Annotated in this window: 16 protein-coding genes; 6 read left to right on the plus strand and 10 right to left on the minus strand. The window is 61.9% G+C overall.

Features of this window, described 5'->3' with window-relative positions:
* From FGM06_RS10455 to FGM06_RS10485, 7 genes are all read right to left on the minus strand, one after another.
* Entirely contained in the window at positions 1-1635 is a 1635-nt protein-coding gene (locus tag FGM06_RS10455; RefSeq protein WP_144799195.1) for a BCCT family transporter, read from the minus strand.
* 455 nt (positions 1636-2090) lie between these two features.
* Entirely contained in the window at positions 2091-2738 is a 648-nt protein-coding gene (locus tag FGM06_RS10460) for a hypothetical protein (protein WP_144799196.1), read from the minus strand.
* Positions 2739-2832: 94 nt separating this feature from the next.
* Positions 2833-4113 (minus strand): amidohydrolase, encoded by a 1281-nt coding sequence (locus FGM06_RS10465; RefSeq protein ID WP_144799197.1) that lies wholly within the window; start codon positions 4111-4113, stop codon positions 2833-2835.
* Between the two features lie 110 nt (positions 4114-4223).
* Complete coding sequence (locus FGM06_RS10470) at positions 4224-5240, minus strand: NADP-dependent oxidoreductase (RefSeq protein WP_144799198.1); 1017 nt, start codon at positions 5238-5240, stop codon at positions 4224-4226.
* Positions 5241-5297: 57 nt separating this feature from the next.
* Positions 5298-6422: a CapA family protein gene (locus FGM06_RS10475; RefSeq protein WP_144799199.1), complete on the minus strand. Its 1125-nt coding sequence runs from the start codon at positions 6420-6422 to the stop codon at positions 5298-5300.
* Positions 6423-6488: 66 nt separating this feature from the next.
* A complete protein-coding gene (locus tag FGM06_RS10480; RefSeq protein ID WP_144799200.1) occupies positions 6489-7433 on the minus strand; it encodes a DUF368 domain-containing protein in 945 nt (314 codons plus the stop codon).
* Positions 7434-7439: 6 nt separating this feature from the next.
* Positions 7440-10577: an oligosaccharyl transferase, archaeosortase A system-associated gene (locus FGM06_RS10485; RefSeq protein ID WP_144799201.1), complete on the minus strand. Its 3138-nt coding sequence runs from the start codon at positions 10575-10577 to the stop codon at positions 7440-7442.
* Between the two features lie 175 nt (positions 10578-10752).
* On the opposite strand from FGM06_RS10485, the gene FGM06_RS10490 reads away from it, so the two are divergent.
* The 6 genes from FGM06_RS10490 (at position 10753) to FGM06_RS10515 (ending at position 16703) form a co-directional block, all read left to right on the plus strand.
* On the plus strand, positions 10753-11895 hold the full coding sequence (locus FGM06_RS10490) for a glycosyltransferase (RefSeq protein ID WP_144799202.1): 1143 nt from the start codon (positions 10753-10755) through the stop codon (positions 11893-11895).
* A complete protein-coding gene (locus tag FGM06_RS10495) occupies positions 11892-12980 on the plus strand; it encodes a glycosyltransferase family 4 protein (protein ID WP_144799203.1) in 1089 nt (362 codons plus the stop codon). Before FGM06_RS10490 ends, FGM06_RS10495 begins: the two co-directional genes overlap by 4 nt.
* The gene (locus FGM06_RS10500; RefSeq protein WP_144799204.1) at positions 12977-13600 is read left to right on the plus strand and encodes a glycosyltransferase family 2 protein; all 624 of its coding nucleotides are present in this window, start codon (positions 12977-12979) and stop codon (positions 13598-13600) included. The genes FGM06_RS10495 and FGM06_RS10500 overlap by 4 nt, the downstream gene beginning before the upstream one ends.
* Positions 13601-13670: 70 nt before the next feature.
* The gene (locus FGM06_RS10505; protein WP_144799205.1) at positions 13671-14576 is read left to right on the plus strand and encodes an alkaline phosphatase family protein; all 906 of its coding nucleotides are present in this window, start codon (positions 13671-13673) and stop codon (positions 14574-14576) included.
* Positions 14573-15481, plus strand: coding sequence for an alkaline phosphatase family protein (locus tag FGM06_RS10510; protein WP_144799206.1), 909 nt, complete (start codon positions 14573-14575; stop codon positions 15479-15481). The genes FGM06_RS10505 and FGM06_RS10510 overlap by 4 nt, the downstream gene beginning before the upstream one ends.
* Before the next feature lie 661 nt (positions 15482-16142).
* Positions 16143-16703: an FkbM family methyltransferase gene (locus tag FGM06_RS10515; protein ID WP_186311005.1), complete on the plus strand. Its 561-nt coding sequence runs from the start codon at positions 16143-16145 to the stop codon at positions 16701-16703.
* 52 nt (positions 16704-16755) lie between these two features.
* Here FGM06_RS10515 and FGM06_RS10520 read toward each other — a convergent pair whose 3' ends face one another.
* The 3 genes from FGM06_RS10520 to FGM06_RS10530 are packed head-to-tail and all read right to left on the minus strand — an operon-like array spanning position 16756 to position 20089.
* Positions 16756-17673 (minus strand): hypothetical protein, encoded by a 918-nt coding sequence (locus FGM06_RS10520; protein ID WP_144799208.1) that lies wholly within the window; start codon positions 17671-17673, stop codon positions 16756-16758.
* On the minus strand, positions 17670-18707 hold the full coding sequence (locus tag FGM06_RS10525; RefSeq protein ID WP_144799209.1) for a glycosyltransferase family 4 protein: 1038 nt from the start codon (positions 18705-18707) through the stop codon (positions 17670-17672). The genes FGM06_RS10520 and FGM06_RS10525 overlap by 4 nt, the downstream gene beginning before the upstream one ends.
* Entirely contained in the window at positions 18704-20089 is a 1386-nt protein-coding gene (locus FGM06_RS10530) for a sulfatase (RefSeq protein WP_241662584.1), read from the minus strand. The genes FGM06_RS10525 and FGM06_RS10530 overlap by 4 nt, the downstream gene beginning before the upstream one ends.
* Positions 20090-20119: the final 30 nt, after the last annotated feature.

Consider the following 20119-nt stretch of genomic DNA (forward strand, 5'->3'; position numbering starts at 1 on the left):
TCAGTCGTCGTCCGATCCGGCGGACCGAGGCGAACTGGGTCCGTCGGCGTCCTTGCCCGATCCGTACAGCACGGTATCCTTCTGGAAGAGCACCTGGTTGTAGTGTTTCCCGAAGTCACGGATGAGCGACAGCATCGCGAGGAAGCAGACGAACGCGAACGGCGCACCGGTGATGATGACCGCGTCCTGGAGCGCGCTCGTTCCGCCCTCACCGCCGATGATCATGAGGATGGCGGCGGTCATGCCGAGGACGACCCCCCAGAAGACGCGGTTGATGTTCGACGGCCTGGCCTTCCCGCCGGTGGTCATCATCGAGACGGCCAGCGTCGAGGAGTCCGCCGACGTGATGAAGAAGGTCGTGACCAGGACCATGAAGGCGATCATGAACACCGTCCCGAACGGGAAGGCGTCGAAGAGGATGAAGCCCGATATCTCGGGCGTGAAGTTGTTGATGACGGCGCTGAAGTCCGCGACGCCGGTGTGGTGGTACTGCAGCGCGGTGCCGCCGACGATGGTGAACCACGGGATGGTCGCCGCCGAGGTCGCGCCGATGCCCGTGAACGCGACCTCTCGAACGGTCCGTCCCTTGGAGATGCGGGCGATGAACAGCCCCGCGAACGGGGACCACGAGAGCGCCCACGCCCAGTAGAACACCGTCCAGGAGTTCATCCACGACGTGCCGCCATCGCTCCCGGCACCGGTGTACAGGCTCATCGAGGTGAAGTCGGCGATCATTCCGCCCATCGCCTGTGACCCCAGCAACAGCAGGAACAGCGTCGGTCCCAGGATGAACGTCGCCACCATGAGGACGACGAACAGGATCATGTTGAAGTTGGACAGTCGGCGGATCCCCTTGTCGACGCCGAGCACCATCGAGACGGTGAACAGGAGCGTCATCGTGGTGACCACGATGAGGATCCCGATGTTCCCGAGGTCGATCCCCCACTGGTAGTTGAGACCGGCGATGAACTGGCTGCCGATGAACCCGAGCGACGTCGCTACGCCACCGATCGTCGCGAAGACGGCGAGGATGTCGACGACCTTCGCGGCCGGGCCGTCGAGGTTGTCCTTCCCAAGGATCGGCGTCAGCGCCGACGAGACACGGAGGGGGACGTCCTCGTAGTTGTACGCGAAGTAGGAGATCGCGAGCCCCATGATCGTGAACACCGCCAGCTGGGGAAGTGCCCAGTGGAACAGCGTCTGCTGGATCGCGTACGGAACCGCCTCGGCCGTTCCACCTTCGATCCCGAACAGCGGCGAGGGGTTATCGTAGTAGAACAGCGCCTCGGTCGGCCCCCAGAACACGACGCCCGCCGCGAACCCGGCGGAGTACAGCATCGCGAAGTACGACAGGAAGCTGTACTCGGGGTCCGAGTCTCCCATCTTGATCCCTCCCCACGGCCCGACGATCAGGAACAGCAGGAAGAGGACGATCAGGAACACGATCACCAACAGCGCCCAGTTCAGGTACGTTGTCACCCAGCCGTAGACGGTCCCGATCGTCTCCGTGACGAGCGCCTCATTCACGAAGAACGCCACGATCACGCCGGCGGTCAGCAACGCACCGAACGCGAAGACGACCGGATCGATCTCCTCGCGGAACTCGTCGAACACGCCCGAATCGGAGCCGCTCATGAGAGGCCACCTCCACGACGGCGACCACTGCTCGGTCCACGGTGCCTCCGCCGGTCGAGTACCATGCCACGTGCTGGCATGCACGGTGGATCGAAAGTATACACAATAAGTGTTTCTCAAAACGCGAGAATGTAACCGTATTATGTATTCTGTATATATGTTCAACACAATCTGTATCGATGACGTACGTTGGCGATATCAACGGTGTTTGCCGAAATATACTGGACGATCGAAGACATATAGCTGGCATACCCATAACATCGTCCCGAACAGCATCGGGACTTGGACGGTTCCGATTCGACTCCGAGCCGGCTCTTCGGCGAGCGATCGGCCGCCGCTCAGCCGTGTGTCATCGATATTCGTTACCGCGAAAGAGGAGATCGTCCCGCGCCGAGTGAGGAGAGAAGAGGCGGACGCCGTCGGCCGATCAGTCCGGCAGCATCAGTTAATCAGCTTCAGTTCGTCAGCTCTTCGAGCGTGCGCTCGTGGGAGGTCGCGCTCTCCGTCAGCTTCTCGGCGAACTCGTCGACGCGGTCTTTGATCTCCTCGCCGGCCTCCTCCGGCGAGAACGACTCCGACATGGTCAGCAGGCGGACGAACGCGCGGAGCTCCTCGTCCGTGAGCTCCGCGAACTCGTCGTTCTCGAGCTTCGCGACCACCTCGTCGACGTCGATCTGGCCGACCGGTTCGACGTTGAACTCCACGTTGACCATGCGGTAGTTCGACCCGGCGAGCCGCTGTTCCGCCTTCCCGACGCCCTCAGAAAGCATGTCCTTGAACGGGGTGTGGTACCCCATCGTGCCGAGGTAGAGGAACGCGAGCATGTCGGTGATCCCCTGCGTGTACGCCTCGCGGTCCTCGTCATCCGGGTCGAACACTGTCTTCCGGTCGCGCTCCTCCAGACATTCGAAGAGGATGCTGAAATCTAAGATCGCGTTCCGAACGCGGCGGCGGATCCGGTTCCGCTTCTGTTTCCGCGAGTGGTCCGTGTAGTCCGTCTTGCGTCCGAGCAGAAAGTCACGGTCGGAGGGCGTGAGGATCCCGCGAGGCCGGTCCGAGTCGGCCGCCGCCTCCAGCGACTCCGGCACGTCGTTCTGGCTCATGGCTCGAATACCGAGGGCCAGCGGATTAACGGTACTGGTCGTGCCAACGACTCCCCACCCGTCGACCGATCCCACCCCTCCCGCCGACGACCCGCTACGGCCGCCGTCGCGACAGTTCGACGAACGCCTCTGAAAGCAGATCGACGCCGATCCCGAGGCTCTCCTCGTCGACGTCGAACGTCGGGGTGTGGTGGCTCGTCGGGTGGTCCGTCCCGACGATGAGGTACGAGGCGAGCCCGCCCGACTCCTGGACCCGTCGCATCAGGTAGGTTGCGTCTTCGCTCACGCCGAACTCCTCGGACGGAATCACGCGCTCGACGCCGTCGACGTCCCACGCGACGTTGCCGACGACCTCCCGGAGCGCCGGGTGGCTGTCGACGCACGGCGACTCGCTGATCACGCGCGGCGCGACGTCGCAGTCGTGCAGCTCGGCGGCGGCGTAGAGGACCCGCTCGAGCTCGGTGCGCGCGTACGTCATCAGCGCGGTCGTCTCGCCGCGGACCTCCGCCTCGATCGTCACCTCCTCGGCGATGACGTTGCTCGCGGAGCCGCCCTCGATCTTGCCGACGTTCACCCGCGTCGCCCCGTCGCGGTGGCGCGCGATCCCGTACGCGTTCTGGATCGCGGCCGCGGCGGCCTGCATGGCGTTGGCCCCCTCGTTGGGCGCCTTCCCCGCGTGCGCGCTCGCGCCCTCGAACGTCGCCGTCAGGTGCGCCATCGCCAGCGGGCCCTCCACGCCGGCGACGACCTCGCCGGTCGGGTGGCCGAGCCCGACGTGGAGCGCGAACAGGTAGTCGACGCCGTCGAGGTGGCCGCTCTCGGCCATCGCCTTGCCGCCGCCGGAGATCTCCTCGGCCGGCTGGAAGAACACCCTGAGCGTCCCCTCGAAGTCGCTCTCCTTGATCGCCTCGATCGTGCCAAGCGCGATCGCGAGGTGCGCGTCGTGACCGCAGGCGTGCATGTAGCCGTCGTGTTCCGACCGGAACCCCGCCGCCGCCGGCCGGTGGTCGGGCTCGTCCGACTCGTGGATCGAGATCGCGTCCAGATCGACGCGCAGGCCGATACAGGGCCCCTCGCCCTGCGAGAGCGTCGCGACGACGCCCGTGTGGCCGCCCGCCGTCCGTTCGAGGAGGTCCTCGCTGACCCCCGCCTCACGGGCGCGGTCGAGCCACGGCCGGATCTCGTCGTCGTCCGGGACGGCCATCCGCTCGTCCGTCGCGAGCGCCTCGCGGCCGACCGCGATCTCGTCGACGCCGATCCGTTCGAGCTCCTCGACGACGCGGGCGGTCGTCCGGAACTCGCGCCACCCCGGCTCCGGGTGGCGGTGGAACGCCCGCCGGAGGTCGCTCAGTCTGGCTCGCGCGTCGTGGGACATCTGTCCGGAGGGAAAGCGGTCAGGCTACTTAACCGTAGCCGATGGCCCACTCTCCGACTCGCGCGGGGGGCTCTGTCACGGGTCGCGACGAGCGATCCGACCGGCCTCGCTTACTCCGCCGTCGACACCCGCACCACCTGCTTGCCGATGTTGTCGCCGGCGAACAGTCCGAGGAAGGCGTCGGGCGCGTTCTCGAGGCCCTCGACGACCGTTTCGCGGTGTTCGAGTTCGCCGCTCGCCACCCACCGCCCGAGCCGCTCGCTGGCCTCGCCGAACCGGCTCGCGAAGTCGCTCACGAGCAGCCCCTCCACCCGTGCCCGCGTCGGGATCAGTCCCGGGAGCTTCCGCGGGCCGGTCGGCGTCTCCTCGTCGTTGTAGTGGGCGATCTGCCCGCAGACGGCGACGCGCGCGTCGAGGTTCAACCGCGTGAACACCGCGTCCGTGATGGGGCCGCCGACGTTGTCGTAGTAGACGTCCACGCCGTCGGGTGCGGCCTCGTCGAGCGCGGCGCGGTAGTCGTCGGTCGTTCGGTAGTTGATCGCGGCGTCGAAGCCGAGCTCGTCGGTGAGCCACGCCGTCTTCTCGTCGGAGCCGGCGAACCCGACCACGCGACAGCCCGCGCGTTTCGCGATCTGACCGACGACCGAGCCGACCGCGCCCGCGGCGCCTGAGACGACGACGGTGTCGGCGGGCTTCGGCTCGCCGATCTCCAAGAGCCCGAAGTAGGCGGTCCGGCCGGGCATCCCGAGCACGCCGAGGTAGGCCTCGGGGTCGGCGACAGACGGGTCCACGGGCGCGACGTCGTCGGCGTCGAGCGTCGCGTAGTCGGCCCACCGCCCCTCTCCCGTCACGAGGTCGCCCGCGGCGTAGGCGTCGCTTTCGCTCTCGATGACCTCGCCGACGACGCCGCCCCTGAGCGGGTCGCCGACGGCCCACGGCTCGGCGTACGACTCGGCGTCGCGCATCCGGCCGCGCATGTACGGGTCCACCGAGAGGAAGCGGGTGCGGACGAGGAGCTCGCCCGGCGCGGGGGCGGGGACGTCGGTCTCGCGCAGTTCGAAGCAGTCCAGGTCGGGCTCGCCGGTCGGACGCTGGGCGAGCAGCCACTCGCGGTTGATCTCTGTCACGGTCGCCGTTGTCGACTGCGGCCCAATAGCGTTTGGACGCCAGCAGGGCGCGCGAGTTCAGTCCTCGCCGAGCGGGATCGACAGGCCGCCGTCAGTCCGTTCGACCTCGGTCCCGAAGGCGGCGGAGCGCTCGGCGACCGTGTCGCGCACCCACTCGGCGATTTCGGGGTCCGCGAGCGTCGCCGCCTCGTCGACGATCGCGGTCGGCTCGACGAACAGCTCGTCGAGGTCACCGTCGCGGACGACCAGCTCGAACAGCGCGCTGCGCTTGTTGTGGACGCCCTGTCGATCGACGTAGTCGACGTAGTCGTCGACGAAATCGCCCGCGTCGTAGACGATCGGCCGCCCCTCGTACACCTCGACGCCCTGGAGGACGTGAGCGCTGTGGCCGTGGACGACGTCGACCCCCTGATCGACGAGCCACCGCCCGAACCGCTCGTGGACTCGCCGTGGTTCGGTCTTCCAGTTCGCGCCCCAGTGGAGCGAGGCGACGACGAGGTCCGGATCGTGGCTCCGAGCGCTCCCGAGCACCCCTTCGACGAGCGACTGGGTCGCGGGGACCGAGGGGTCGAGCGTCGCGAAGGCGGTGCCCGGCCCGTCTCGCGTCGCGGCGAACGCCTTTGCCTGGTCGGTGAGGCCGAACGCCGCGACCGTGAGGTCGCCCGCCTCGAACACGGCGGGCTCGAGCGCCGCCTCGAGATCGGTTCCGGCGCCGGCGTGGGCGATGCCGGCGTCGCCGAGGTGGGTTCGCGTGTCGCGGAGCGCGGGCTCCCGGAAATCGAGGACGTGGTTGTTCGCGAGCGAGACGAACGAGGCCCCGGCGGCGTCCAGCGCCGGGATCGCGAAGGCGGGGTCCGACCGGAAGTAGTACACCTTGTCCGGCCACCGCGTGCCGCCCTCGGAGACGCAACACTCAAGATTGGCGACGAGCCCGTCGAGCTCCGCGAGGCGCGGCAGCGTCGACCCCCAGACCTGCGCGGGGTCGTCGTCGGCCCAACGCTCGTTGACGCTGCGCCCGAGCATGAAGTCGCCGACGAACCCGATCCGTGCGTCGACGTCGGGGGCGTCGAGGTCGCCGCGCTCGCTCTCGTCGCTGCGTCCGCCGGAGCGAGACGCGACACAACCGGCGACGCCCGCCAGTCCGGCGACGCCCGACGCCAGCAGGGTTCGACGGGTTCGCATCGCTCGCGGCTTCGGCCGGCGTCGATTTCAAGCCACCGAGTGAGCGCCGGCGGCGTCCGATCGCGATCAGTACTCGATCGCCGCCGAGTACCGGTCGAGCACGAGCACGAACGCCGCGCCTGCGACGGCCGCGAGCGCGAACCGCGGCGCGGCGGCCCGCCACGACTCCCCGCTCTCTGCGAGCCGGGTCGACACCTCGAGGAGCGGCGCCCGGAGCGCGCCGACGACGAGGCTCACGAGGAACGCGAGCGTGGCGGCCCGGGCGCGGGCGAGCGCGTACCGCACCGTGTGCGCGATCGTGAACAGCCCGACGACCCCGCCGAGGAGAAACGTCACAACGGGGGGGAGCGTCTCGACGAGCGCGTCGCTCCCGTTGCCCGTTAGAAACGCGGCGACCCCGTCGACCGCGCGGCTCACCGTCCCCGACATGTACTCGTACTGGCCGAGCACGATCAGCAGCAGCGACCCTGAGACGCCCGGGAGCACCATCGCGCTGACCGCGACCGCGCCGGCGACGAAGACGAGCGGCAGCGAGCTGCCGAGGCCGGTCGAGGCGACGCCCGAGGCGAGAAACGCGAGCAGGAAGCCCGCGACCGCCGCCGCCTTTCGTCGTGACGTGTCGAGCGTGACGCCGCGGAGCAACACCGCCGCGCTCGCCGCGATCAGTCCGAAGAAGAAGCCGTACGTCGCGACCGGCCGGGTCGCGAGGAGGTAGTCGACGCCGCTCAGCACGGTGACGACGGCCGTGCCGATCCCCGCGCCGAGCACGAGCAGGAAGGCGCCGTCGATCTCGTGGAACGCGGCGCGGGCGTCCGGAATATTGGCGGGCCGGACGCCGGCGAGCACGCGCCGAACGCGGGTGAGGTCGATCGCGGTGACCGCCGCGATCAGCCGCTCGTAGATCCCGACGATGAGCGCGATGGTGCCGCCGGAGACGCCGGGGACCGCGTCCGCGCTCCCCATCGCGACGCCCTTCAGGTACAACGTCGCCCACTCCCGGAGGCCAGCCATGGGTGGTTACGGGCTCACGCCTGTGGTGACGGTCGCGTCGACGGTCGCGTCCGCCAAGACCGGCGTCGTGGGCGCGAGCGTCGCGCTCTGGTTACCCGATCCGTCGCCGCCGTCGGAGCCCCCGTCGACCGGACAGTCGGGGTCGCCGCTCGGACAGTCGACGATCTCCTCTTCGAGTTCGACCGTCGCTGCCGCGTCGTCCGCGCCGACGACCTGCGCCTCGGTCACCTCGACCTCTCCGACGCGCTGCGTGGTGTACAGGTCGTCACCGGTCGTCTGCGCGGTGCTGACGGTGTACGCGCCCGTCGCGCGGACGCTCGTGTTCGTGTAGCCGTTCTCGGGACCGAACTCGTCGTAGCCGGTCGTCGAGTACGGCACCGTGAACTCGAAGTTCCCGTTCTCGTCGGCCTCGGCGTACTGCGTGTACTCGAACGTCTCGCCCGACGGCTTCCGCATCTCGACGGTCGCCTCGACCTCCTGGCCGGGCTCGGCGCCCGAGCCCTCGACCGTCGCGCCGGGGACGCGTTCGAACGTCTTCACGTAGTCGTCCTGGAACGCCGCGAGGAACGACTCGCCGAGAACGTCCTCGACGCTGGTCCCCTCGGGGACGAGCTGCTGGAGCACCTGCACCTGCAGCGCCGAGGGCGACTGCCCCTGCGCCTGCGAGGCGTGGACGAGCCGGTGGTGTTCGAGCGCGGCGACGCGCTCGGAGGGGAGCGTGCCGACGCCGCCGACCTGGGCGCTGCCGTCCTCCTCGACGTAGGCGCGCGCCGCGCTCATGTTGTCGAACTGTCGGACCGTCGTCGTCGGGTCGGCCGGCAGCGTGTTCACCTCGACCTGCTCGCCGCCCTGCGTCTGGGCGGTCCGGGTCTCCCAGTCGACCACCACGGGTTCGGGGTCGACCGCGCTGCCGTAGTGTTCGTACAGGCGGATCATCTGGCTCTCGTGGTAGCGCTGGGTGTTCACCTGCATCACCGTGCTGAAGCCGCCCTGCTCTGTCTGCTGGTAGAGGACGCGGTTGAAGTCGGAGCGCGTCTCGTTGCCGGAGTAGAACGTGACCGGCGCGCCGAACTTGGAGTTCGGCGAGGCCATCTGCCAGTCGACCATCACGTAGCGGGTGTTTTCGCCCTCCGTGCTCTGGCTCGCGAGGACCTCGCGTGATTCTTCCTCGCTCGGCGCGAGGAGGTAGTCGGCTGCGTCGCCCGCGTTCTGCTGGAACGGGTTCGCGTTCGGGATGCGCTCGGCGCGCGTGGTGATCCAGTGGCCGTAGTCCCACCACGACTGCACGCCGTACGCGCCCTCCGGGTACTCGAAGTCGCCGTCGGCCGGACGCTCGTAGGTGCCGTACAGCTCCATGGGGTTTTCCGCGCCCTCGAGTTCTCCGGGGGTGGGCGTCTCGTCGTTCATCCACTGCAGGCTGCCGTCCCACTGGGTGACGCCGCCGGGGCCGGTGTTCGCGCCGGCGGCCCAGACGGGCGTCGCCATCGCGACGAGCGGGACGATGAGGACGACAACTAAAGCGATGGCGACCATCGCCTGCCAACCCTCGACGTCGCGGACGTCGTCCAGCGAGCGCAGGCTGATCGCGTCGAGCGTCACCTGGAGGAAGTACGCCGCGCCGACCGCGACGATCACCGCGAGGTAGTAGTTGAAGCGGGTCTGCGTGAACGCCGCGCTCCCGATGAACGCCGCCCACACGACGAAGTACAGCTCCTCGGCGTCGTACTCGACGAGGAACGTCGCGCCGACGAGGAACGCGGCGGCGATGACGAGCCCGACCACCTGCCAGCTCACGCCGACGACACCGCCGATGGCGTCGTAGAGCTGGGGCACCGCGTAGACGGAGCCGACGACAGCGAGCGCGGCCGGGATGTACAGCGTGTGGTTGGGATCGTCGGAGCGGTAGAGGGGACGGGCGAGGATGTACAGGATCGCGGCGAGCGCGAGGAAGAACGCGAAGCCGTACTGCGAGAGAACGAAGTCGGAGAAGGCGGCGTTCTGGAGCGGGGGTTGGGCCTCGCCGATGGTGCGGAACTGTGCGGTGGCGCTGAAGCCGACGAAGTTCAGGAGATTCGTCGTGAGCGTCGACCACAGTGACGGGATCGCGAGCCAGACCATACCTGCGGACGCGAGAATGAGGCCGCCGACGGCCGGCGGGTAGGTGTCGACCTCGAGTTCGCGCGACTCCCACTGACGGGCGAGCCACGCGAGGAAGACGGCGCCGACCGCGACGCCGAGCGGGAGCACGACCTGGAGGAGCGAATACTGTGTGGTTTGGAAGGAAAACGTGTCGAGCGGGATCAGCTGCATCAGAGCCGTCACGCTCATCGCGACCGCGCCGGCGAACGCAACGGGTTCGGGGCTTCTCCCGTGATAGGTGTCGCTCGTGAGCTTCACCGCGAGGAAGACACCGGTGATCCCGACCAGAAGGACGCCGGGCTGCCACGTCCACATGTAGAGGCCGAGCCCGACGCCCGCGGCGGCCGCGTACGCGGCGGGGCGTTTGAGCGCGTCCCAGTCGCGGTCGACGACGAGCTCCCAGACGGGCGCCTCGCGCTCGGCGACCGCGAAGGCGACGAGGAACGCGAGGACGGCGAGGCTCTGGAAGAGCACTTCGGCGGCGCTGTGGTCCGGGAAGCCGACGAGGCTGTAGCTGAAGAAGGTGCCCGGGAGGAGCGCGAGGACGACGACCGCGGCGACCGCGGCGAACCGGTCGACGAGCCGGCGCGCGATGAAGTAGGTCGGGATCGTGACGAGCGTGCCGGCGAGGGGCGCCATGATGAGCATGATTTCTTCGGTGCTGCCCATGAGCGGCCGGGCGATGAACACGCTGACCGCCATGATGTGGTCCCAGAGGGTGCCGAACTGCCCCGCTTGGTTCCCAAGCGGGAAACCGGTCCAGACGTCGAAACCTAGGGTGTTCGGCCAGTTCTCGAGGAGATAGCTCGTCTCGCGGAGGTGATACCAGGCGTCGTTACCGCGGAAGTACACTTCGCCGTTTCGAACGAAGTTGCCGTACGAGCGGAGCCGTGTCCACAGCATGAACGCGAACGCCCCGAGGAGGATGAGGACGTGATACCACCCCCGGAGGACGTCGAGGGGCGATCCCTCGTCGTCTCCGACGGCGTCGGTTTGCTGACTCATTACACGAAGTCACTTCCAAAACCTCCATAAGGCTTGTTATATACCGATCGGCGATGGACTTGGACCCGGTGAGCGATCTCCGGAGTCGGCCGATTGTCGTTAAGCCAATCTGCGGGAGTCCAACGGAAAGACTCCGTGAAGATGCCTTTTTATTCGGCCCCGACAACAGCCGCGTATGAACGTGTTCGCGGCGGCCGCGCTGGGCCTCCTGGGCGTGACGGCCGCGCCGTACCTCTGCTTCTTCGGGCTGTACGCGTGGGTCCAACCCGAGGGCTCACCGGCCGCCAAGGAGCCGGCGGAACCCACGGTGAGCGTCGTCCTCCCGACGTACAACGAAGAGCGGATCATTCAGGCGAAGCTCGACGACCTGCTTGAACTCGACTACCCGATGGAGAAGGTCGAGCTCGTCGTCGTGGACTCCTCGACCGACGAGACGCGGTCGCTGATCCGCGGGTACTTCGAGAACGTGGACGCGCTCGATCTCGTGTTGATCGAGGAGGACGAGCGTCGCGGGCTCGCGCCCGCGCTCAACGAGGCGTACGAGGCCGCGCAAAACGAGATGGTCGTCAAGACCGACTGCGACTCGAAGCTGCCGCCGGACGTGCTCCGCGAGGCGGCCGCGAATCTCGCAGACGACGAGGTCGACGCCGTCACGGGACGGAACGTCGAGGTCCTCGGCGGGAGCGAAGTGGAGTCGGGGTACCGGGGCGTGCAGTCGCACATTCAGCAGTTGGAGTCGCATCTCGACTCGACGCTCATCTTCCACGGTCCCTTCTCGGCGTTCGAGAACGACGCGTTACTGCCGATCGACCCGAACTCGCTGGCGGACGACACGGAGCTTGCACTGAAGATTCGTCGCCAGGGCGGGCGGGTGGTGTTCGATCCCGCGGTGCGGTACAAGGAGGCGAGTCACTCCGCATTCGTCAAGCGTCGGAAGCAGAAGGATCGGCGGGCGATGGGGTTGATTCAACTGCTGGTGCAGCATCGAGACGCGGTCGGGAGGTACGGAAAGTACGGGGGGTTGGTGTTGCCGTTCAACTGGTGGTTCATGATCGCGTCGCCGTGGCTGCTGGCGCTGACGCTGGCGGTCGGGACGGTTGGCGCCGTGATCGCGTTCGGGATAGGAGGACTTGCGTTGCCGCTCGTCGTCGGGTTGTTCACGTATCTCGGACAGAAGGACGTGCTTGGTCCGGTGCAGGCGCTGTACTCACTGTTCGACACGCAGGTATCGTTGCTGCGTGCAAGTGTTGAGCTGGTGGTCGGTGACGCGGACGGGACGTGGGACGTCGACGCGGAGCTGCGGGAGGCGTTCGAGTGAAGATATTGTTCGTTACGCACCGGTACCCGCCTCGGACCGGTGGTGTCGAGACGCACGTTCGAGAGATCTCGACGCGACTCGCAGATCGGGGTCACGATGTGACTGTGTTCAGTGCAGACGCGGGGGATGACGTGCCAACTCGGACAACCGATGAGAGCGTTCGAGTTCGTCGCTTCCGATCTCTGAGCCCCGATGAAGCGTTCTATTTCGCGCCACAGATGGCAGCTGCCGTGCGTCGCGTGGGCGCCGACGTAGTTCACGCGCACAACTACCACGCGTTTCCGCTGTTCTTCGCGGCAGTTGGTATCACCGACGAACGGTTCATCGTGACGACTCACTACCACGGAAAGAGTGCAAGCGGCTTCCGAGATCTGCTGTTGTCCGCGTATCGCCCCTTTGGAAAGTGGGCGGTTCGGCAGGCGGACGAGATAATCGCAGTAAGTGAGTGGGAATGTGACCGATTGCACGAGGATATCGGTGTCAACGCAACCGTAATTCCGAATGGAATTAATGTCGATCGGTTCGCAAATACGGACCCTGAGAAGCGAGAACGACCGTACCTGCTGTGCGTTGGGAGGTTGGAGGAGTACAAAGGGATTCAGCAGGTCATTCGAGCGCTGCCGGAACTTTCAGGATACGACTTGGTGATTGCTGGAAGCGGGCCATACCGCGAGGAATTGGAGCGGATTGCACGTGAAACAAAAGTAAGTGATCGAGTCCATTTCCTTGGATATGTGGAAGATAGGCGACTCCCTAGGCTATACGCTGGAGCAGAGGTATATCTCTCCCTCTCTGAATTCGAAGCGTACGGAATAACTGTCTCCGAAGCGTTAGCAGCGGGGACATCGTGCGTGGTGAGAGAAGCAGGTGCACTCAAGGATTGGCTGGATGGTCCCGCCGTTGAGGGTGTAACGGTCACGTCACCAGATGCGATATCCGAGGTCATCAACAAAGTTCTGGGACAAAATCCAGAGTGTGATGTTCCGTCTTGGTCAAAGATCACCGATCAACTTCTTACCAGATACCTCGATCAAGCAGAAGGAAACAGGCATAAGCACCGCGATAGTACGGCTCCCCATTCATGACCTCAGACGTATCTGTCGTCATCCCTTCTATCAAGGACAATGTACTAACAGTGGAGAGTATTCCCGAGGACGTTCCGGTGTTTATTGAGCGCGAGGGAACACTGAACGAGGCGCGCAATCGGGGCGTCCGACACGCGGAACACGACATCGTCGCTATCCTAGACGACGATATCGCCTTCACAGAATCCGTGTTCGATGATTTGGTTGGGATGGTCGACGAACAGACGGTTGTCGGCGCAGCTGACTGGGAATTCGGGCTTCTCGCAGGTAGAGTAATTCTGTTCCACCGAGATGTCTGGCGCGACGTTGGCGGATTCGACGAGCGACTTCGAAGCCACAACGGCGACACCGACTTTTCTATTAAGATTCACGACGCAGGCTACGACCTCGTTCGCTTCCCGCGTGAAATCATCAGACACGAGGAACACAGCAGGTCGATAACGACCCGGGATCGGGCTTGGCGGTTAGCCTACCTCTGCGGGAAACATCCAGAATATGCACCGCATCTCCTCGCCAGCACAGCTGCATATAACGTGGCGCAGTGGACCGGTGTCGATTATAAAATGATGGTTCCGAGGACAGTCATCGACGTAACATGGTCCGGACGGGACGAGGACTGAAACAAACTCGTAAGCGCGGAGTCTGCGAACAGATCAATTAAGACCGTCGGTATTGAGGCTTCTAATTAGAATGCTGATCGTGTTGGCCCTCGATGCCCTGGACCACGAACACGTGGAGCACTTCGGGTATTCTGAACTCAATCTGAACCAGTCCGGCGAGATCTCAACGTTCTCCTACATGAAAGACCAGCCGTTCACGCTGGAGGTCTGGCCGACAGTAGCGACCGGACTCGGTCCGAACGAGCACGGCTTGACTGGCTCGGGTACCAGCGAGTGGAGCAATCCTGCCCTAGATTTTCTCTCGAAGTACACCTCCAACCTTGGCGGCAACACCCGTGACAGACTCGGGCGCATCGCCGAGTCTGTGACCGGATCGAGTTACACCATCCCCGAAACGGATGCCAATCACGTCTTCGAGGGCGAAAACCGTGTCGTTCACAACTGGCCAGGCGTCCACAACTCCAAGGAACTCAAGCGTGTGTGGGACACCGCCAATCCTGACGAGGGCGACCAGACCGTCGCGGGCTTCGAGCAAGAGATATTCGGCATCGCCGCCGAGCAGTTCGGCTGGACACGTGAAATGCTTAACCACGGATTAGTTCTCGCAGGTTGTCACATTCACACGCTGGACATGTGTGGACACATTTACCGTTACGACGAGGAACGGTATCGGGCGGTGTACGAGCGGGTGGCCGAATGGGTGGCTGAAATTGAGTCACGGCTCGGCGACGACGACGAGTTGCTCATAATGTCGGATCACGGTATCCACACCGACTGGGACTCCGACTCGACGGAGCCAGGTCGACACTCCTACCGGGCGATGGCGGCGACGACGGCGTCAAAGAGTCTGTTCGATGACGTCCACGATGCCAGAGCGTGGATAGAGGAAGTCGTCGCCGAACACAAAGTCACCGATGAGGACGAAGGAAATGTTGATATTCCGACCAACCAGTTAGAGGACCTTGGTTACATATGACGCTCGGCGACTGGGTCAGTGAATCAGTCGAGCGAGTTCGGACCGACGGAACGGCCGGTGCGCACGAGTCAGCGTACGAATTCTACGTCGGCCTCTGCCGAAACATGGGGCGGCGGGTCAACTACGGCACCAACGTCTTCGAGGAGTCGTGGGACGTGCTTGTCATCCTTGACGCCTGCCGATGGGATCTGATGCGTGAGGTTGTGTCTGGCTACGATTTCGTCGACAAAACAACGACGTACTCCGTTGCAAGCAGTTCCGAGGAGTGGATGGAGAAGACATTTGGTGAAGTCGATAACTCTGACGTCGGGTACGTGACAGCGAACCCCTTCTCGCGGCAAATGTTGAACCCTAATGACTTCCAGCTCCTCGATGAGGTGTGGGAGTACGCCGTGGACAACGAGGTTCGGACCATCCCCGCCGACGCCGTGACTGACCGGGCAATACGTGCGCACCGTGAGATCAACCCCGACCGTCTCGTCGCTCACTATATGCAACCGCATTACCCATTCGTTCCGAACCCGATGGACGAGGGGCTCCCGCTTGAAGACTTCGGCGGCACCGACCACGAGGATGTCTGGGACAAACTCCGCCGCGGGACGGTCTCCCGCGAGGAGGCGTGGGAGAGCTACCGGGCGAATCTGGAGTACGTCCTCGACAGCGTCAGGACACTTCTCAAAAGCGTCGACGGCGATGTGGTCATCACCGCAGACCATGGAAACCTGCTTGGGGAGTTCGGTCTCTACGGTCATCCCGATTACGTGCCGGTACCGGCGCTGAAACGCGTCCCGTGGTGCCGTACGACTGCTGAGAACGAAGGGACGTACGAACCGGCAGAGTGGAGTAATAAATCCGTTAAAGACGACCGCGAGGAACTGCTTCGGAACCTAGGGTACCGATCATAAATGGACTGTTTGCCTTTGACCAGAGGAGTATAGCTCCGAGTTCATGCTGTTGTAAATAGAGACGAATCAAGTCCTTTTTATATTTTTACGACTACTTGCATGCCTATCTGTAACAAAAAGGCATTACTACCGATCTTGAATCAGATCGCCGCTGCGATTGTTGGTGGTATGACGGAGACCTCAAGATCAAGAAGGTTGTACCTAAGTATGAAAACACCAGACAGAGCTAGCTAAGCCCACTAAAAACCACAACAGGTATGACAAGAATACACACGGAGGCAAGCTGCTGACAAACCAGACATATTCGTGAATTACCAATCGTATCGTACTCGGGTGACGCAATCGTTTTATATGCTCAGATCTCAGTAGTTTGTAGATGGGCCTCCTCTCTCGGGGTGTCAAGATTCTCCGAACGGAAGGGTTACGCGGGTTGATCAACGGTTTCAGACGCTTTCTCTATTTTCGGATGCCGAACGGACGACTCACACTTCAGTTGTACTATCTCGCTAAAGGGAAGGTCTTACGCCGGTCTGAAAATGGATGGTGTCTCCATGATATTAGGAGTCGGAACCGGTTCTACTTTCCTCAACTACAGTCTCATGCCCTCCATACCGACCGGCATATAGAGTTCTTAGAGGAGACCTATTTCTCAGGTCACGGTGTGCAAGTGGAACCTGGCGATATCGTTTTCGACGTTGGCGCGTATATCGGTATGACATCACGAGTTGCAGCACGTCATGCCGAACGCGTATTTGCCATCGAACCGAGCCCGAGAGCACGTACTTCGCTTGCGAAAAACACAGAAGAGTACGAAAACATCGAGATAGTCAGCTGTGCTGTCTCCGACAAAAGTTCCGAACTGGAACTTCAGTTCGGCAACGATATCACAGACGACTCGCTCATCGATCCCGACGATGGTGGCTCCGGAGAAACGGTCACCGTCCCGGTAAAAACCATCAAACAGCTCGCAAACGACTTGGACGTGCCTAGCATTGATTTTCTCAAAGTCGAAGCGGAGGGGCTGGAGCCCGAAGTAGTGAGAGGCGCCGTCGGAGCTCCGGTTAAAAGAGTCGCAGTCGCGGGGAACGACGAACGATACGGCGAAACGACGTTTGAAGAGGTGTTCGAAATCCTGCGCGACGCCGGATTCGACGTCAACACGGACTCAGAGGATCTGCCGTATAACATGGTGTATGGAATTCGTAATGACGATGGGGGGTGAAGACGGCTACTTCACCGTTCCGAACGAATCTTTGGTTGGCAAAAAAAGAGTTCTACTTATATCCCAAGGCACGTAGCTTCTCGTCTACACTGAGACTAGTGCCTTCTGACTCGTTGACAGTGAACTCGCCACTGTCAGAGGCGGAGGTGACGACCCAAGGGACTCGTTTGAGCGTTGGGATAGGAACATACGAGGGGTGGTCGTACAGCCCAAACTCGCCAAGGAGGTTTCCATGATCTGCTGTGATTATAACCTTCTCTGCATCGATGTTGTTGAGAAGCACTTCAACGTTGTCCAACGCGTACCGGAGGTTATCCTTGTACTCTTCCCAGACTTTCTTTTTGGATACCTTTCCATCTTTGAGGTAATCCCATGCGGTTTCCCAGGGTGTATGGCTGTGATACCGAGGAATGCCTTCCCCATAGGAGCCGGTTTTCGGAACGAACGGCCAGTGAGGCTGCATGAAGTGGGATATCAGCCGGTCAGGATTGTACTTTCGGTACGCACTCACAGTCCTATTGACCATGTCTTCGGCGAGAATAGTTCCCTCCTCGTCGTTGAATGAGTGCTCCCAGACTCTGTCTAGGTAGAGTAGGTCTTCGGGTAAAACTCGATCTTCGGTGTGCAGATTTCCACTGACGAGAGCAGTCTCCGACATCTCTTTGGAATATTCTTGCGTGAAGGTCTTGTTGTGCCATTCACCCGAGCTACTCGCACAAGAGTAGGCCGATTCGGCAGTCAAGAAGTCATACTCGTCGACCACCTCGGCTATCAGGTCCGCACGACAGGCATCAAGAATAATAAGCAAGTCCCAGTCGTAGTCGTAGATTCTTCGACCGTAATTGACGTGTTTACCGAGCCTCCGCCACATTCCGAGATAAAGTTCCTCTGCCCCGGCTTTGCTGCCGCGAATTAATCCTTCCTCTCGTATATCGTTTTGGGCACCTTCTGCCCATTCGCGAAGCGTCATGCTAACACCTCTTGATAAATCTCATGATACTGCTCCGCAGCTGAACGCCACGTCATATTTGCAGAGAGATCATAAGCTGCTTTCTTTTTGTCATATATGTCATTTTCTAGTAATGTATTGAGTGTCTTCGCCATCTCCTCACCGTTTGAGACAACAAAAATCCCGTCGCACTCTCTGACCTCTTCGAAGGTAGAGAAACCACACGTATCGGTCACAATGACGACACAACCTCTACCAGCAGCCTCGATGGCAGTCGTAGGGTAATTGTCGTGTTCTGACGGGATCAGAACGATATCTGCCTTCTCAAAGTACTCACCGATGTCATCGACGTACCCGTGCAATCTGTGCTTCCACCCTGGGAACTTCTCTACGTATGTTGGATCTTGAATGCTGCCGCAAATATCAACAGTAAATCGGTCGTCGTGCGGATCCAAATGTTGTAGAATTCGATGAGTTCCCTTGATAGGCGCGACAAGTCCGGGGATAAGTATGTTATTACTCGCTCCGTTTTCGGGTGGCCGCCGGAAAGAGTCGTATACGCCCAAGGGAATGATTCGGTCGGGGTTCCGTCGGATGAATTTCTTGCTTTGATTCGCCACGAATGGACTGATAGCGACGAGTTTCTCCGCTAAGTGGTAACCTGGAGTCTTCAGGAGGCTGTATATGTTTGCCCCAATAAATTCGCGCGGATTAATTATCTGAGGAGACCACATAATCATCTGTAGGTCGGCAAAAATACCTTGTACGGTCTGAACATCGGAGCCGTGCATCAACCCAGTCAGAGAGTGAAACAGTTCGTGGTCGTTTGCTTCTATGAGTTTGGCAGCTCGTCGTTTCGTCCTAAAGTAATTCGGGACAGAGTCCAGCGATCCCGGGATAGCGACCGTGTGGGCGCGGGGGTGCTCGTCGTCGCCCGCTGTATATAACGTGACATCATGTCCGATATCTGCCAGTCCGTCAACGATACCTCGGGTCACCGCAGACGGGCCGGTTTCGGTCTGCTTCAGCGGTCCATAGATCGCAATATCCGTCATCGGTACCCTAGTTCCTCCAGCCGATCTTCGACTTTCTCATTGACGCCGCTGTCGACTTCCTCAAGAACGTCTTGCTCTTCGAAATCAAACTCCACTCTAGACTGCACCTTCTCTCCAGTCTCCAAGTTGATGCTGGTCTCCTTATCGTTCCATTTCATATGTTTATGCACATCCCCATCATCTTCGTAGTACCCCACCCAAAGCGTTTCAAAAAACCTTTTGTCTCGCTCGCCGATCCATTTTTTTAGCATTTCAGAATTAACCTCATTAAGGCCGCTGTCCATCGCGTACGCCGTCTCGGTAATAAACGACTTGTCGGCATCTCTCACGACATCCGGGAACTTCGTCAGGGTCGCGGGCGCGTCAACTACTTCGCTTTCTTTCTGACCGGGAGATTTCACCAGCAACGGTACGTGGAGCAGACATTCATGAGCACCGATCACGTGCTGTGCTAGCGTGATATCGTCGCGGAAACTATTCTCACCGAATGCCTCCCCGTGATCAGAGGTGATAACTATGAGTGTGTCGTCGTAGTCACCGCGGTTTTTCAATTCTCCGACTATCCTTGCAATCATTTGATCAACCTCAAGGATGCACCCATCGTAGAGACCAATAAGCTCTTTAAGTTCTGAGACAGGCCGCTTACCGGAAATATATTCCCAGTTTCCGTACGCCACGTCAGCCTGAATATCGTGCGCTTTCTGAGTGGACCATCGGTCGTACTCCTCCGATGGGCGGTAAGCGTTGTGCGTCTTCATAAAGTTGACACACGCCGCCCAGTCGTCCGTGCGCTCCTTGTGCCAGTCGAGAAAGTCTCGAACATAAATATCGTCGGGAGTCTTCCCGGCCATTGTCTCTCGGGTGAGCCAATCGGGGGCGAGGTCGGGATAGTCCCAGCCGATTTTCATCGCGGCCCCGTTCAGTAGCGATCGAATCGGTTGGTCGTCTGTGAGGGCCCGCTTGAAGGATTTTAGTTTCTCCCCGCGCATTCCCCCAGGATTGTATGCCTCCGGAAAGAGAGGTTCTCTGTAGCCTGAGACCGTATCGAACCCCCGTTCCAAACCTGTGTCCACACCTCCATTTATATACCCATTATAGGAAAAAAGGCCAGTCTCGTAGCCGTCCTCTTGCAGGGATTCGAACACGGAGTGTCCCCGGCGGAGTTTTCGTCCTTCATCGTAGATGCCGTGTTCGGCGGGATAGAGCCCTGTGAAGATACTCACGTGGCTGGGAAGGCTCCAATTGGCCGCGGCATGTGCGTTTGTATATAAAGAAGCGTCGTCCGCGAAGGACTCTAAAAATGGAGTTGTTTTTCGGTGGTAATCATGAAGACTCGTGTTTTGGGCCCGCAGAGAATCTGCGATTATCAAAAGTATATTCATTTTTGACGGAAAATAGGTTCCGGTGTATTT

The organism is Halorubrum depositum (assembly GCF_007671725.1).
In the GTDB taxonomy this organism is placed as follows: domain Archaea; phylum Halobacteriota; class Halobacteria; order Halobacteriales; family Haloferacaceae; genus Halorubrum; species Halorubrum depositum.

Coding starts and splice junctions, on each gene's coding strand:
- FGM06_RS10520 (WP_144799208.1), bottom strand. CDS start 17,673: ATGACGCTTCGCGAATGGGCAGAAGGTGCCCAAAACGATATACGAGAG.
- FGM06_RS10500 (WP_144799204.1), top strand. CDS start 12,977: ATGACCTCAGACGTATCTGTCGTCATCCCTTCTATCAAGGACAATGTA.
- FGM06_RS10530 (WP_241662584.1), bottom strand. CDS start 20,089: ATGAATATACTTTTGATAATCGCAGATTCTCTGCGGGCCCAAAACACG.
- FGM06_RS10455 (WP_144799195.1), bottom strand. CDS start 1,635: ATGAGCGGCTCCGATTCGGGCGTGTTCGACGAGTTCCGCGAGGAGATC.
- FGM06_RS10465 (WP_144799197.1), bottom strand. CDS start 4,113: ATGTCCCACGACGCGCGAGCCAGACTGAGCGACCTCCGGCGGGCGTTC.
- FGM06_RS10510 (WP_144799206.1), top strand. CDS start 14,573: ATGACGCTCGGCGACTGGGTCAGTGAATCAGTCGAGCGAGTTCGGACC.
- FGM06_RS10475 (WP_144799199.1), bottom strand. CDS start 6,422: ATGCGAACCCGTCGAACCCTGCTGGCGTCGGGCGTCGCCGGACTGGCG.
- FGM06_RS10480 (WP_144799200.1), bottom strand. CDS start 7,433: ATGGCTGGCCTCCGGGAGTGGGCGACGTTGTACCTGAAGGGCGTCGCG.
- FGM06_RS10460 (WP_144799196.1), bottom strand. CDS start 2,738: ATGAGCCAGAACGACGTGCCGGAGTCGCTGGAGGCGGCGGCCGACTCG.
- FGM06_RS10505 (WP_144799205.1), top strand. CDS start 13,671: ATGCTGATCGTGTTGGCCCTCGATGCCCTGGACCACGAACACGTGGAG.
- FGM06_RS10490 (WP_144799202.1), top strand. CDS start 10,753: ATGAACGTGTTCGCGGCGGCCGCGCTGGGCCTCCTGGGCGTGACGGCC.
- FGM06_RS10485 (WP_144799201.1), bottom strand. CDS start 10,577: ATGAGTCAGCAAACCGACGCCGTCGGAGACGACGAGGGATCGCCCCTC.
- FGM06_RS10525 (WP_144799209.1), bottom strand. CDS start 18,707: ATGACGGATATTGCGATCTATGGACCGCTGAAGCAGACCGAAACCGGC.